Source organism: Paenibacillus sp. M2 (genome assembly GCF_046713495.1).
In the GTDB taxonomy this organism is placed as follows: Bacteria; Bacillota; Bacilli; order Paenibacillales; family Paenibacillaceae; genus Paenibacillus; species Paenibacillus amylolyticus_B.
In genome coordinates, this window is the sequence record NZ_CP169648.1 from 559,802 (window position 1) to 573,989 (window position 14,188).

The window sequence follows — 14,188 nt, forward strand, 5'->3', positions numbered from 1 at the left end:
TGACAAGGTGATCTGAAGCACTGTACGTAGCAAATTCTAACGAACTCAGCACCTCTTATTTGGCCTAATTTGGTAGGTTGGTAAATATAACGAATCACAGACACGTTAAATGACGGAATATACTCATTATTCCTGTCCCGCTGCCAGTTTTCTGCGAAATAGGACGTGTGGAGTTCGTTAGATTTCAGTTAGTCAGTGAGCAATGTATGGAAGGGTAACGTAAAAAGGACTGCAGATCCTCTGCAGTCCTTTTCACGATGCAATACGTGCCATACTAGTCCTGGTGAAGATGCCGGAGTCCGTGCAGGAAGGCGGATACGGTTAGACGCAGACTTTCGTCCGGATCAAAGTTCATGCCGAAGCCGCCTTGTGCCTCAATGGAGGCAAATCCATGGCAGAGGCTGCGCAAACCACGAACGGCGTGTAATGCTTCCGCTTCGGTTAGTGGGTAGGGTTGCAAGCTGTGCAGCAGCAACTCCAGCGTGGCTGTGCTGGCCGCGGCGAGCTGTGGCTCTTCGCGATCAGGGGCATGAAATGAGGCTTCGTACAGCCCGGGGTGCTCGCGGACGAAGCCAATGTATGCCGCAGCGATGGCCTGAATGGCATCGTCGCCTGTGCGGTCAGCGGTAGCCGCGGTTAATGCGCGGCTGAGCTGTTGTACGGACATCAGCGCCATTTCCTGGCGAAGCCCGGGAAGTCCGCTGATGTGGTTGTAGAGCGATGGCGAGCGCACATCCAGCCGCTGTGCCAACGCGGCCAGTGTCAGCGCCTGAAAGCCGTCGCTGTCAGCAAGCTGGGCCGCGGCGCTGAGCAGAGCGCCGCGATCCAGCCCTTGCCGGGGGCTCATAGTTGCCCCCCGGCAAGATCAAACCGCTGCTGAGCATCAGCGGTTGCCACGCGCATGGCGGCCGCGGGCTGGCGTAGCATCCGTCCGTGGCCTACAGCCAGCACGGACGGTTCCAGCTCCGCCAGGCGCTTCGCGCTGGCCAAAGCCGCTTCGCGGTTCCACGTCGCCAGCGCGGGGAACGGGAAGAGCGGGCGCACGCGGCCGGATACGGCAAGGCCGCCTTGCAGCTGGTACGCGTCGCCAGCGATGAGCACGCGGCTGCGCGTATCCATGAAGGACATATGCCCCGGCGTATGTCCTGGTGAGGCTATGGCGACCAGTGAACCAATCTGGTCACCGTCATCCAGCAAGTGGTTTGGCTGGGTGCGCACCGCTTTGGGCTTGGGCACGCCGCCGCGTACCGGGGTTTGAGGCTCACCGGGAAGAAGGGAAGTATCACCCGCCAATAGTCGGGCATCTCGTCTGGAGATGAAGACCTCGGCTTGAGGCAGTGCTTCTGTGAGATGATCCAATGCACCAATATGGTCGCTATGCGCGTGAGTCAGAATGATCTTGGTAATGGGCTTCCCAAGGGACTGGGCAGTTGCCAAAATCCCCTTAAGACTGAATGGTATTCCGGCATCAATCAGGGTTAATCCATCTTCCTCTTCAACCAGGTATACGTTCACAGGGAAGAGTCTTGGAAAAAATGTAACTTGAACGACATCAAATTCTCGGGTAATACGCATCGTTAAACCCTCCTTAAAACTAATGGTATTAGTATAATAACTAATGGGATTAGTTTTAGCAATACCTGTTGTTCATTTTATTTAAATAAAAAAAATTTAAAATAATGATGCACTTTACAAAAAAAGCGTTTTCAAATTGAAGATTACCGATTATAATAATCACGTAAGCCCTTTCATATGTCTATCTTATTGGAGCCCTTCGCGTAGCGGAAGGCTCACTTTTTTGTTCTTTTTGGATTAAAATGAAGACGGGATGTTAATCCTAGCTTAATTATGTTGATGAGCTGTAAGTATTGGTATATCAGGAAAAATCACGTTTGATCTCCATGCTGGGTGAAAGTTGACAAACATAACTGTTATTCATATAATGACAGTTATACTTACCTTGGGTTGGAGTTCATCGGTGTTGTAAGCCGGGAAGGAGTAAGTTATGAACAGCGAATTTACCATAGCGGTGCATTGTCTTGTTTTTCTGTCGATGAGAGATGAGTGTATGGCCAATAGTGAAGATTTGTCCCAGAGTGTGGGTACACACCCGGCCAGAGTCCGTAAGGTACTTAGTGTTCTGCGCAAGCATGGTTACCTGACGACCAAGGAAGGTGCTCATGGTGGGTACTTGCTTAGCCGTCCAAGTGAAGAGATCAAGCTGGGAGAATTGTACAGACTGGTAGCTGGTGGTTCACTCGGTCCCAACTGGTGCTCAGGGGAGTCCGGTTCATCGTGCGTGGTATCTTCCAATATGCAGGATGTGATGGGGAACATCTATAACGGAGGCGAAGAGGCGCTCAGCGCTTATTTTGACCGTATATCTATTCAAGATGTGAAAGAGCGCATAGGTCATGGGGAAGGGATAACCTTGTCGCTGAATGGATTGCCTGCAAAGGAGAAGTCCTGACGGAGTCCACAACGAATGCTCCTTCATGACATGGCTTTGGTTTAGTCAGGCGTGGTGGACAAGTTATGGTATTGGCGTGTGCTCCGGTGAAAGATCCATTGATGTTCTCAGGCGATTCCGGGCATAACGTGAACACAGATGGGGAGAGATCGTCTGCGCTGATGTTATTTTCGGAAGGCAAATCCTTGATAGAGTATAATTCAAGATCACCTTGCGAAAGTAAAGAAGTATAAACAATTTAGATTCTGGGGAGTGGAACACATGTCAGGCATTGAAAAAAATGAAACACTTCGCGTTATTAGCGAACGCCATGCTGTCAAAAAGTACGAAAAAGGGTTTGAATTGCCTGAAGCTGATCTCAATGCGATTCTGACAGCAGCTGCGGAAGCACCATCTTCATGGAACCTGCAACACTGGAGATTCCTCGTAATTGAATCCGAAGCAGACAAAGCGAAATTGCTGCCAGTTGCTTATGGTCAAAGTCAGATCGTGGAAAGTTCAGTTACGATTGCTGTTCTTGGAGATTTGGAAGCAAACCGTAACACCGTAATCTACGATCAAGCTGTTGAAGCAGGCGCACTGACTGCTGAGGTTCGTGACGCATTGGTTGGACAGATCAACGGTGCTTACCAAAGTCCGCAAATCGCTCGCGATGAAGCGATCCGCAATGCATCTTTTGCTTCCCAAAATATTATGCTTGCTGCACGCTCCCTGGGTTACGATACATGTCCAATCGGTGGATATAATCCACAAAAACTGATCGAAACATTCAACATTCCTGCACGATTTGTGCCAACGTTGTTGATTACTGTAGGTAAAGCTGCACAGCCAGCTCGCCCGTCAGGACGTTTGCCGTTGTCTGAGGTTGTTGTTAAAGGTTCTTTCTAAGTTAGAAAGTTAAATCTGATGATTTTGCATCAGTGATATAAGTATAATTCAAACAGCCGCACTTTCCTGTTGAGGGAAGGTGCGGCTGTTTGGCATATGGAGGTTGTATGGAAAAGTCCACTAACGATGACTCCAATCGAGCGGATTCACCATTCAATTGAGTTCTTACTTCCACCATGAAAAGATTACTTCTCAGGTGTTTCCGGGATTTGTGGTGCATGGAACGATTCCATGTACTCGATTGCGTTATACATCATCACTGCTGCTTCGGCACGAGTAATCGTTTGTTTGGGATTAAAGTTTCCGTCGGCATCCAGTTCATTGATTTTGAGAACGAGTGAACGTTGAATGGCACCTTGATACTCTGGAGTAAGTTGCTGTTCGTCGGTAATGTCCACAGGTTTGATATTAATCATCGGCAGACCGCCTTTGGCCTCGATGCCTTGCATCAGGAACAGAGTGAATTGTTCACGAGTAAGCGGTTTGGACGGATCGATATCCTGTGACATCTGAATACCATTATATTGTGCGCGGATAAATGCATCACTGTACCATACGCCATCTTTTACTTGAGAGAAGTGGTCACTTGGTAGCGGCTGCTTGATAAAACGAATCGTGTCCAGGTTCAGATTCAGTCCGTCCGCAATCAGTTGAATGCCCTGAGCTGTATTTAATTCCAGTTCGGGTTTGAACAAGCTGTCGCTCACACCTTTGATGAATCCATCCTTATGGAGAGATTCGATTTTGTCTGCTCCTGCGATACCTTGAATATCCGTGAATTGGACCTGCGCAGCGCTGATCGGGCCTGCACTTAGAGACAGCGTGAGCAGAGCTCCTGCAGTTAATGTAGCAAGTATATTTTTTTTCATGATAGGTTCGCCTCACTTTTCCAGGGATGATCCCTTTATATAAAAGTTATTTGCTCCTATAGACGACCCTTCTGTTCAAAAGGTTGCTGCAATTTTCCAACTGAATTCATATCATTTAGAAAGGGCTAAGTGAAGGCACTGCCTCTAACCTTTGGATTTATTTCGATAATCTGTGGGTGAACGTCCCATCATTTTGCTGAACAGACGGGAGAAGTAGTACGGGTCTTTGAATCCAAGCTCGGAACTGATCTGCTTCACGGTCCAATCGGTAAAATCGAGATAGCGGCAGGAATGCTGGATCTTGAGCCGCAGGAAATAATCGATAGGCGAATGCCCGGTCGCTTGCTTGAACAACTGTGAGTAATGAGGGACAGACAGCCGGGCATGTGCCGCCAGTTCCTTGAGGGTGATTCCGTTCTCCAGGTGCTCCAGCATATATTGAACGGATTGTTCAGCCGCACGTTTGCTGCTCACGATCCCACCATCTGTCCCTGTCGTCTCCGGTCCATAAGCGAGCATGCCCAGCATATAACCGATAATTTGGGAGACATACGTCATCGTCTGCATGGAGTAACCCGTCTCTAACGCGCCGTAACATTCATGAAAAAGCTCAAGCCATTTTTGTGCCTTGGCCGGTGGCATGGTAGTAATATGATGAGTTAACAAGGGTTCTATGTAGGATAAAGCGTGTTCCCCGCGCAGATGAATCCAGAAGATGCTCCATGGTTCAGCTGCGTTGGCTCCGTACACATGAGGGACATGTGCAGGTAATATAACGAGGTTTCCCGGGCTGACATCATAAGTCTTGCTGCCATCCATCGTATACCAGCCTGTGCCTTGGACACAGTACATCAGAATGTGTGATTCACAACCATCGGGACGATCACGGTAATGATGCTCCGCTTCGTGAAAGTAACCGATATCGGTAACATATAAGCCGGACGTGACCGGATAAGCTGCGGTTTCTTGCAGCAGGGAGTCCGGAAGCACCATGAGTTTTTGCATACGAAATCCGTCAGATTTACGCTGTAGGGGTGGTCTGTTGTTAGGTCTCATACTTTGTATTATGGTGAGAGGCGATCAGGGAGTCAATGCCAGATATGAGAGCGCTCACCGGAGGTGTTCTCGATTTAGAAAGCCACGTTACAGGAAGTGAAGCAGTTGCCCGTGAATTGGGTAAGTACATACCAGTGGGAAGAATCAGAATAGTGAATATATAGGATAAGGGAGAGATTGAGATATGGAACCAGTTACAACTCAGGAAACACTTTTCTATACAGGTACGTATGCGTCAGCGGATGAACCCGGAATATTTCTATGTGCGTTGAATGCGGATACAGGAGAGATGCGAATCGTCAATCAGATGGATGGCGTGAATAATCCGTCTTATCTGGCGCTATGCCCGGATAGCAACTGTCTGTATGTGGCGAGTGAGACGGACGAGGGAGAAGTGTTGGTCTATCGGAGAGATGCGGCAACGAGTGAGCTGCACCTGATGGATCGAAAACAGACCAGAGGGGCTTCTCCATGTTATGTGTCTGTCTCCACGGATGGTCAGTGGGTGTTCTCATCCAACTATAGCAGCGGCAGTGTGAATGTATTCCCGGTTGGCGATCAGGGGACGCTTGGTGAGATGAGTGCATGGGTGGAGCACACGGGAAGTGGAATCAACGAAGAACGCCAGGAAGGGCCGCATGCACACTCCATTCAACCAGATCCGTCCGGACAGTATGCTGTCGTATGTGACCTCGGTCTGGATCAGATCATTGTGTATCGGTTGGAAGAGGGACGTCTGGTTACCCATCGTGAGATGGATCAGCCACCAGGCGCAGGGCCAAGGCATCTGGTGTTCCATCCCAACTCGAAGTGGGCTTATGTGGTCAATGAATTGGACAACACGGTTACGGCATTCCTATACGATGAGCGCAGAGGGGAATTCACTACGGTGCAGCACATCTCCACACTTCCAGAAGGGCATAAAGGAGAGGGTACCGCTGCGGACATCCGTGTATCTCCATGTGGACGTTTCCTGTATGCATCCAATCGGGGAGATGACAGCATCGTACTCTATCATATTGACCAGGAGAGCGGTGAGTTGGAAGCCGTAGAGTGGACGTCCACGATTGGGCAGACACCGCGTAACTTTAATATTTTGCCAGGTGGAGTTCTAGTCGTGGCGAATCAGGACAGCAATAACCTCGTAGGTTTTCAGATCAGCGAAGAAGACGGACGTCTGACACATAATGGATTCAAGCTGGAACTGCCTCGTCCGGTATGTATTGCTCCTGTGGTATAAAAGTTGTAATACGGTGAAGTGAACGTGGAATATTACATCTAAAAAGTGGTCTATAAGCTGTGAAATCATGGAGAAACACATGGTTTTACAGCTTTTTTTAGTCTTTTATGCGATTAACTTGAAAATAGTGGCAATTATCACATTTTTTTATTGACCATTGTTCGAACGTTCATTATGATCAGAATATATAGTGATTAAACCTAAAATCTGGATGTTGCACGAAGGGTGGTGCTTTCCTTGGAACCTGCAAATTCAATTCGGGAGCAATTAACCCAGTTTATCGATAAGAACAGCATGACGCTCTCCCGATTCTCGGAAGTATCGGGCATTAATACAGGCACAATCAGTCGTATTTTACATGGGAATCGTCCCATATCTGTGAGTCAGTTGATTGCGATATCATCAGGAATGGGCGTGGCAGCGGATCATTTTTTTGCCGACTATGTGGAAGAATGTTTTGCTTATTCCGTATCCATGCGGCGGATCAGACCGTTTATTCTCCGAAGTGCGGAGTTGAATCGGCTGGACTGCATTGAACAGATTCTTTATCGGCTACTGGACGACCTGGATTATGCGACAGAACTATTTGAGATGGCTGAACAATTATTTGAACAAAATCAGCAGTCTGCGGCGGCATTGTTATATAAGAGTGTGAGTGAGGTTGAGAAATATCAGCATTCCGAACGGCTTGCGATGTGTCAATATCGATTGTTTCTAATTGGACAAGGAGAGAACCTGGAGGAAAATCTAAGGACAGCTATCTTGTTCGAGCCTTATGTTGACCGGCTGGATGAGGGATACCAACTGGACGCGCTGAAACATTTGATTCATGTGTTTATGGCAGTTCATAAATGGGATAAAGTAGATGGTTTAGCGCAAGAGATGTACAAATTAGCGAAGATTTTCTATGAGTCTAAACACCTTTCTAAACGAAGGGAGCACTACCATGAGAATCACACCGAACGCCCACTCTATACTTATATTTTATATGCTTGGTTGATTCGATCCACAGTTTATGAGGAGTATGGAGATTATAACAAAGCTTTGGAGTTTGTATCGTTGTATGCATACGGACAGGACTGGTTACAGGAACAGGATGAAGAATCAGAGCGCATACAGCAACAATTTGGGGAATGGGCAACAGCTAATGCCTATCTCTACCGAATGTTATCCGGAGAAAGGGAGATTGTTCACGAATACGCCGACTACATCTCGAAGTATCCTGATGAGATTTTTTTAGCTTTACGTTACATGATACAGGCAGCCAATCGGTTTGACTGGAACATTGATGACATTTTGGATCGCTTCTCCGAACATACGCCTTTACGTACCTACAAGACTGAGTTTGGAGATTATAATAAACGTATTATTAATGAAAGTTATGCGCGGTTTTTAAGTGATCTAGGGATGTACCAACTTAAGAGAAATCGTAATGATGCAATGAATCTTATTCTTGAAGGATTGCAAATGTCAGTTAAAATAAATAGTGATCGAAATATTATTACATGTATGACATTATTTGAGCAGTACAGAGATCAAGCTGATTCAGAAGCAAAACAGAAGTTCAAATCTTTATCAAGTGAGGTGCAACGGCTCAATGCGAAAAAAAACGTCTTTGTTGCTAACCATTTTTAGTGTTACAGTTACAATCTGTCCAATCATTCATGCCTTAATGGGCCACGGAGCAGGCGGAGTGTAAATTTATGAATTCATTCAAAAAAGTACGAAGTCGAAGGAGAAATCCTTCGGCTTTTTTAAGTATGAACCATTTAATTACTAAATTAGACCTATAGATGGAATTATATGTTTAATTTAAAATGAATATATTAAAGCGCTTACATATAAGATGGCGCTACAAGGGCAGCGGGCTTACCACTACAATTGGGGAGGCAATTGTTTATGGGAAATCGATCATCATTGTGGAAGCGCGCATTACGTACAGCCGGAGTATCCCTGCTGAGTTCCGCGTTACTGGTCACTTCGCTTGGCTTTGGCAACACGCAAGTAACACATGCAGCGGGTGCAAGACAGATGGAATATCTCGATCGCGGCGTGGTGGCTGTGAAGACCGGGACAGGTGTGTTTGTCAGTTGGCGGCTTCTGGGAACGGAAGGATCGAATGTATCGTTCAACGTCTATCGGGATGGAACCAAGGTGAACGCATCGCCCATAACAAATAGCACCAACCTTCAGGATGCAAGCGGGACGAGCAGTTCCAAATATACGGTTCGCGCTGTCGTCAGTGGAACGGAGCAAGCTGCTTCAGCAGTAGCAAGCGTATGGGGCAATAACTATCTATCTGTACCGCTCAGTGTACCCGCTGGTGGGACAACGCCCGATGGAGTAGCCTACACTTACAGTGCCAACGATGCCAGTGCAGGTGATCTGGATGGTGATGGTGAGTATGAATTGATTGTGAAGTGGGACCCTTCCAACTCCAAGGATAACTCTCAGAGCGGTTATACCGGGGAAGTGTTTATCGATGCCTACAAATTAAACGGAACACACCTCTGGCGAATTAGTCTGGGCAAAAATATCCGTGCCGGTGCTCACTACACTCAGTTCATGGTGTATGATCTCGACGGTGACGGCAAAGCCGAAGTTGCGATGAAAACAGCCGATGGCACCAAGGATGGTACTGGTGTGGTCATCGGGGATGCCAGCAAGGATTACCGCAATTCCAGCGGTTATGTGTTGTCTGGTCCCGAATTCCTGACGGTCTTCAATGGACAGACTGGCAAAGCGCTCTCCACGGTGAACTACGAATCGGCGCGTGGCAATGTATCCAGTTGGGGGGATAACTACGGCAATCGGGTGGACCGATTCCTTGCGGCCATTGCCTATCTCGATGGCGAGCGCCCAAGTCTGGTCATGGCTCGCGGGTATTATACGCGCAGTGTGCTCGTGGCCTATAACTGGCGGAATGGACAGCTGACCAAGCAGTGGACATTTGATTCCAATACCTCCGGTAACTCGGGTTATGCCGGGCAGGGTAATCATAATCTGAGTGTGGCGGACGTAGACGGAGATGGGAAAGACGAGATCGTTTATGGTGCCATGGCAGTGGATGACAACGGCAAAGGATTGTACACAACAGGACTTCATCATGGCGATGCCATGCATCTGAGTGATCTCGACCCGGACCGTCCTGGACTTGAGGTATTTCAGGTTCATGAGACGCCATCCAATGCCGGAGTGGAATTCCGTGATGCAGGTACAGGTCAGTTAATCTGGGGAGTTAAAACAACGAAGGATATTGGACGTGGCATGGCGGCAGATATCGATCCAAGATATAAAGGTGCCGAAGTATGGGCAGACGGCAGTCTGTACACAGCCAAAGGGCAGAAACTCGGGACAACCCTGCCTTCCTCCACGAATTTTGGGATCTGGTGGGATGGCGACCTGCTCCGTGAACTGCTGGACAGCAACCGAATCGACAAGTGGAATTATACCAACAGCACAACGATGAACCTGCTCACCGCATCCGGCGTTTCTTCCAACAACGGGACCAAGTCTACGCCGAATCTGCAGGCCGACCTGTTTGGAGACTGGAGAGAGGAAGTGGTATGGCGGACGAATGACAGCTCAGCGTTGCGGATCTATACTACAACAGCAGTTACGGACAAACGCATCTATACGCTGATGCATGATCCAGTGTACCGTCTTGGCGTCGCTTGGCAAAATGTAGCCTACAATCAACCGCCACACACCGGTTTTTATCTGGGAGAAGGCATGAGCACACCACCAGTACCCAATATCCGGTATGCGGGCAGATGAGGAATGGACAAGGTGTGGCCGTCCAATTCTGTTTATGTTTACAATAGCCAGCGAAGCATGGGATTCGCTGAAGGGAACAACGGACGCTGGTTCGTTGTTCCTCTTTTTTTGCCAATAGCCAAGGAATACGGTAAAAAACGGAAAAAACGTTTGACAGGTATATAGACTGCCTTTATTATACGTATATAACTTACTAAACAGGTAGGAATAATAAAACATGCAACCTGAACAGAATAACGTTCTCACCGTATAGACGGAGGAACACCGCAGCGCATCCTTTCCGGATGAAAGCATACACGGCCCAAGGCCGGCATGACTTTATGGGGAGAAGTGCGCGGGGGTTCCTCCGTCTTCTTGTTTTTTTACGGGGCGTTCGATCCTGTTCAGCCGGCCTGAGGTAGTCATGCAGATTGATATCGGGGGAGTGTTTTTGATGAAAAAGAGAATTCACAAGGGTATTCTGGTTGGTCTGGCACTGGTGTTAACAGGGGTACTGGCAGCATGCGGGTCGGATAGCGGCGGGTCCAGTGCAGCAGGAACATCGGGGGGAACGGAAGGTGGCAAGGAAGGGGCCAAGGCCATCGAACTGCTGAATGTTTCCTACGATCCCACGCGGGAACTCTATGAGCAATATAACAAAGCGTTTGCGGCGCATTGGTTGAAAGAGAAAGGCCAAGAAGTGACCATCAAGCAGTCCCATGGGGGATCTGGCAAACAGAGTCGTTCTGTTATTGACGGACTGGATGCAGACGTGGTGACACTGGCATTGGGATACGATATTGATGCGATTGAAGATAAAGGCTTGATTAACGAAGGCTGGCAGGACAAATACGAGCATAACAGCTCTCCATATACCTCTACGATTGTATTCCTTGTACGTAAAGGCAATCCCAAAGGTATCAAGGACTGGGATGATCTGATCAAAGGGGATACCCAAGTCATCACCCCAAATCCCAAAACGTCCGGTGGGGCGCGTTGGAACTATTTGGCGGCTTGGGGATATGCACTGAAGCATAACAACAATGATGAAGGGAAAGCGAAGGCATTTGTTGGTGAATTGTTCAAACATGCGCCTGTACTGGATTCGGGTGCTCGCGGATCTACAACGACGTTTGTTGAACGTGGCATTGGTGATGTGTTGCTTGCCTGGGAGAATGAAGCTTTCCTATCGGTAAAAGAACTGGGTCCGGACAAATTCGATATTGTCGTGCCTTCGGTTAGTATCTTGGCTGAACCACCCGTTGCGATTGTGGACAAAAATGCAGACAAAAAAGGAAGCCGCGACGTGGCGGATGCCTATCTGAAATATTTGTACAGTGAAGAAGGACAGACGATTGCCGCTGAAAATTATTACCGCCCAACGCTGGACAGCGTGGAGGAAAAATTCAAGGATCAGTTCCCGGCGCTTGAACTGTTCACGTTGAAAGATGTGTTCGGCACATGGCGGGATACTCAGGCCAAACATTTCAATGACGGTGGTATCTTCGACCAGATCTATGTTCCGGGCAGCTAAGGTTGCTCTGTTCAATGAACACTCGATCAATCGCGCTGTGAGCGGCCAACCAGCCTCACCGGCTGAAGGCAGAGAGGATGAACGTGCATGAGCAAGGTGATGGTGACGCAAAGACGCACATTGCCGGGATTCGGATTAACGATGGGTTACAGTGTGCTCTACCTGAGCCTGGTTGTACTTATTCCACTGGCTGCGCTGTTATTTAACTCAACAGGACTGACGTGGGCAACCATGATTGAGGTTGCGACCAATCCCAGGGTGCTGGCTTCCTTCCAGGTCAGCTTCCTAACCGCAGGTGCAGCGGCACTGATTGATCTCGTGCTGGGGTTACTCCTGGCATGGGTGCTTGTTCGGTACGAATTCCCGGGCAAAAGGCTGTTTGATGCGGTCATCGATCTGCCTTTTGCCTTGCCGACAGCGGTAGCAGGGGTTGCTCTTACGGCGATCTATGCCGGCAATGGCTGGATTGGGCAGTTTGTAGAGCCTTTGGGTATCAAGCTCGCCTATTCACAGGCCGGGATTACGCTGGCGCTGATGTTTATCGGCATTCCGTTCGTGGTTCGTACGGTGCAACCGGTATTGGAGGAGTTGGAAGCGGAGGTGGAAGAAGCTGCTGCCACACTGGGCGCAGGAAGATGGCGGATATTCCGTACGATTCTGCTGCCGGATCTGATTCCACCGCTGCTGACGGGTTTTGCTCTGGCTTTCGCCCGGGGCATTGGCGAATATGGCTCGGTTGTATTTATCTCAGGTAATATGCCGATGAAAACGGAGATTGCTCCCTTGCTGATCATGGCCAAGCTGGAGCAGTTTGATTATGCAGGCGCTACAGCTGTAGCTTTGCTGCTGCTGCTGGTTTCTTTCATCCTGCTGCTGATCATTAATTCCTTGCAGCGTTGGAGCCGGAAGGCGGGCAGGGCATGACGATGAAGCATGATGGGATATGGATACAATCAGATGTCACTCACCCAAACCAAAGGAGGTGCAGCATATGCCGGGTTCCGTTCCACTGAGCCCTGTTCCACCCGTAAAGACCGGGCGTGGAACGAACCGTGCAACAACGGAAGCTCCATGGGTCAAATGGTTTTTGATTGGACTGGCAAGCCTGGTGCTCATATGGCTGCTCATTTTGCCATTGGTCATTGTGCTCATGGAGGCGTTGAAGCAGGGCTGGGGTGTGTACATCGCGGCTCTTACCGAGCCGGATGCCATGTCTGCACTGAAACTCACGTTATTGGTTGCGGCGATTACCGTACCGCTGAATACGATATTTGGTGTGGCCGCTGCATGGGTCATTACCAAGTTCCAGTTCAAGGGCAAGGGACTTATGATCACCTTGATTGATCTTCCCTTTTCGATCTCACCTGTGGTGGGTGGATTAATCTTTGTATTGGTCTTTGGTTCGAATGGGTGGTTTGGGCCGTGGCTGTCTGAGCATGATATCAAAATCATTTTTGCGCTACCAGGCATTGTGATTGCAACGCTGTTTATTACCTTCCCTTTCGTAGCGAGAGAGTTGATTCCGCTGATGGAGGACCAGGGAACCCGGGAAGAAGAAGCGGCCGTTACACTGGGTGCTTCCGGGTGGCGAATCTTCTGGAATGTAACTTTGCCCAACATCAAATGGGGACTGCTGTACGGTATTATTCTATGTAATGCCCGTGCTATGGGCGAGTTCGGAGCGGTATCTGTGGTGTCGGGACATATCCGTGGGGAGACGAATACGCTGCCGCTGCATGTGGAGATTTTGTACAACGAATATCAATTCTCGGCTTCATTTGCCGTAGCTTCCTTGCTCCTGATTCTGGCTCTCGCCACGTTGTTGCTCAAGAGCTGGCTTGGACACAAAGCGGTTTCAGAAAAGTGATACAAAGCGGATCAATTTCATAATATGAGAAGAAGAAAATACAGATTGACAGCTACTGGAAGCCCTGCTAATGTATAAACCAAGTATATAGGTTGGATAAGAATGATTTATAAATCCGTTGGATGACACCGCACGTAGGAATATGGCGGGCAGTAGCCCGAGAAGAGGAGGCGGCTCTATGGCTAAGCCGTTAAAAGTGGATGAGGTATGGTTGGACCGAATTGCCGGACAGCTGAATGACATGGAGTTTGGTTCTTTGCACATCGTGGTGCATGAAGGTCAGATTGTGCAGATGGAGCGGACCGAACGCAAGCGTTTTGAAAACACGCCCTCAGGCAGCGCCTCCAAATCCGGAAGCACGGCACGAAGCAGTTCAGCCCGTTCACTACGCGGATCAAATGCGAGTGCGAAGGGATAGAGAGTGACGTGGCATGAGGGAATCAAGGATAGGTGCATAGGAACACAAATGTATACTTTTCAGAAACTCATGGGAAATGCATAATGCATG

At 48.7% G+C, this 14,188-nt stretch carries 13 protein-coding genes; 9 read left to right on the forward strand and 4 right to left on the reverse strand.

From position 1 onward, the window contains the following. Positions 1–274 precede the first annotated feature (274 nt). Both ACETMN_RS02675 and ACETMN_RS02680 read right to left on the reverse strand, forming a co-directional pair. Positions 275–847, reverse strand: coding sequence for a TetR/AcrR family transcriptional regulator (locus tag ACETMN_RS02675; RefSeq protein WP_091018503.1), 573 nt, complete (start codon positions 845–847; stop codon positions 275–277). After that, a complete protein-coding gene (locus ACETMN_RS02680; RefSeq protein WP_091018505.1) occupies positions 844–1,575 on the reverse strand; it encodes an MBL fold metallo-hydrolase in 732 nt (243 codons plus the stop codon). Before ACETMN_RS02680 ends, ACETMN_RS02675 begins: the two co-directional genes overlap by 4 nt. A gap of 430 nt (positions 1,576–2,005) precedes the next feature. Between ACETMN_RS02680 and ACETMN_RS02685 the strand changes: the two genes are divergently transcribed. Together ACETMN_RS02685 and ACETMN_RS02690 are read left to right on the forward strand one after the other, a co-directional pair. After that, positions 2,006–2,470 carry an RrF2 family transcriptional regulator gene (locus ACETMN_RS02685; RefSeq protein WP_091018507.1) on the forward strand — a complete coding sequence of 155 codons (465 nt, stop codon included), beginning with the start codon at positions 2,006–2,008 and terminating at the stop codon, positions 2,468–2,470. Positions 2,471–2,731: 261 nt separating this feature from the next. Continuing rightward, positions 2,732–3,358: a nitroreductase family protein gene (locus tag ACETMN_RS02690; protein WP_076215923.1), complete on the forward strand. Its 627-nt coding sequence runs from the start codon at positions 2,732–2,734 to the stop codon at positions 3,356–3,358. Between the two features lie 185 nt (positions 3,359–3,543). Here ACETMN_RS02690 and ACETMN_RS02695 read toward each other — a convergent pair whose 3' ends face one another. Continuing rightward, a complete protein-coding gene (locus ACETMN_RS02695) occupies positions 3,544–4,227 on the reverse strand; it encodes an S-layer homology domain-containing protein (protein WP_091018509.1) in 684 nt (227 codons plus the stop codon). 144 nt (positions 4,228–4,371) lie between these two features. Beyond that, positions 4,372–5,232, reverse strand: coding sequence for an AraC family transcriptional regulator (locus ACETMN_RS02700; RefSeq protein ID WP_179198594.1), 861 nt, complete (start codon positions 5,230–5,232; stop codon positions 4,372–4,374). A gap of 235 nt (positions 5,233–5,467) precedes the next feature. On the opposite strand from ACETMN_RS02700, the gene ACETMN_RS02705 reads away from it, so the two are divergent. The 7 genes from ACETMN_RS02705 (at position 5,468) to ACETMN_RS02735 (ending at position 14,098) form a co-directional block, all read left to right on the forward strand. Next, positions 5,468–6,523 carry a lactonase family protein gene (locus tag ACETMN_RS02705; RefSeq protein ID WP_091018512.1) on the forward strand — a complete coding sequence of 352 codons (1,056 nt, stop codon included), beginning with the start codon at positions 5,468–5,470 and terminating at the stop codon, positions 6,521–6,523. Positions 6,524–6,760: 237 nt separating this feature from the next. Next, positions 6,761–8,158 (forward strand): helix-turn-helix domain-containing protein, encoded by a 1,398-nt coding sequence (locus ACETMN_RS02710; RefSeq protein ID WP_256975256.1) that lies wholly within the window; start codon positions 6,761–6,763, stop codon positions 8,156–8,158. Between the two features lie 264 nt (positions 8,159–8,422). Further along, a complete protein-coding gene (locus tag ACETMN_RS02715; RefSeq protein ID WP_091018513.1) occupies positions 8,423–10,300 on the forward strand; it encodes a rhamnogalacturonan lyase in 1,878 nt (625 codons plus the stop codon). A gap of 433 nt (positions 10,301–10,733) precedes the next feature. Beyond that, positions 10,734–11,813: a sulfate ABC transporter substrate-binding protein gene (locus ACETMN_RS02720; protein ID WP_091018515.1), complete on the forward strand. Its 1,080-nt coding sequence runs from the start codon at positions 10,734–10,736 to the stop codon at positions 11,811–11,813. Positions 11,814–11,900: 87 nt separating this feature from the next. Next, the gene (gene cysT / locus ACETMN_RS02725; protein ID WP_091018517.1) at positions 11,901–12,737 is read left to right on the forward strand and encodes a sulfate ABC transporter permease subunit CysT; all 837 of its coding nucleotides are present in this window, start codon (positions 11,901–11,903) and stop codon (positions 12,735–12,737) included. 67 nt (positions 12,738–12,804) lie between these two features. Then, positions 12,805–13,680: a sulfate ABC transporter permease subunit CysW gene (gene cysW, locus ACETMN_RS02730; RefSeq protein ID WP_091018520.1), complete on the forward strand. Its 876-nt coding sequence runs from the start codon at positions 12,805–12,807 to the stop codon at positions 13,678–13,680. Positions 13,681–13,858: 178 nt separating this feature from the next. Beyond that, on the forward strand, positions 13,859–14,098 hold the full coding sequence (locus tag ACETMN_RS02735; protein WP_036607453.1) for a YezD family protein: 240 nt from the start codon (positions 13,859–13,861) through the stop codon (positions 14,096–14,098). Positions 14,099–14,188: the final 90 nt, after the last annotated feature.

Coding starts and splice junctions, on each gene's coding strand:
- ACETMN_RS02675 (WP_091018503.1), bottom strand. CDS start 847: ATGAGCCCCCGGCAAGGGCTGGATCGCGGCGCTCTGCTCAGCGCCGCG.
- cysT (WP_091018517.1), top strand. CDS start 11,901: ATGAGCAAGGTGATGGTGACGCAAAGACGCACATTGCCGGGATTCGGA.
- ACETMN_RS02720 (WP_091018515.1), top strand. CDS start 10,734: ATGAAAAAGAGAATTCACAAGGGTATTCTGGTTGGTCTGGCACTGGTG.
- cysW (WP_091018520.1), top strand. CDS start 12,805: ATGCCGGGTTCCGTTCCACTGAGCCCTGTTCCACCCGTAAAGACCGGG.
- ACETMN_RS02715 (WP_091018513.1), top strand. CDS start 8,423: ATGGGAAATCGATCATCATTGTGGAAGCGCGCATTACGTACAGCCGGA.
- ACETMN_RS02685 (WP_091018507.1), top strand. CDS start 2,006: ATGAACAGCGAATTTACCATAGCGGTGCATTGTCTTGTTTTTCTGTCG.
- ACETMN_RS02705 (WP_091018512.1), top strand. CDS start 5,468: ATGGAACCAGTTACAACTCAGGAAACACTTTTCTATACAGGTACGTAT.
- ACETMN_RS02695 (WP_091018509.1), bottom strand. CDS start 4,227: ATGAAAAAAAATATACTTGCTACATTAACTGCAGGAGCTCTGCTCACG.
- ACETMN_RS02680 (WP_091018505.1), bottom strand. CDS start 1,575: ATGCGTATTACCCGAGAATTTGATGTCGTTCAAGTTACATTTTTTCCA.
- ACETMN_RS02690 (WP_076215923.1), top strand. CDS start 2,732: ATGTCAGGCATTGAAAAAAATGAAACACTTCGCGTTATTAGCGAACGC.
- ACETMN_RS02735 (WP_036607453.1), top strand. CDS start 13,859: ATGGCTAAGCCGTTAAAAGTGGATGAGGTATGGTTGGACCGAATTGCC.
- ACETMN_RS02700 (WP_179198594.1), bottom strand. CDS start 5,232: ATGCAAAAACTCATGGTGCTTCCGGACTCCCTGCTGCAAGAAACCGCA.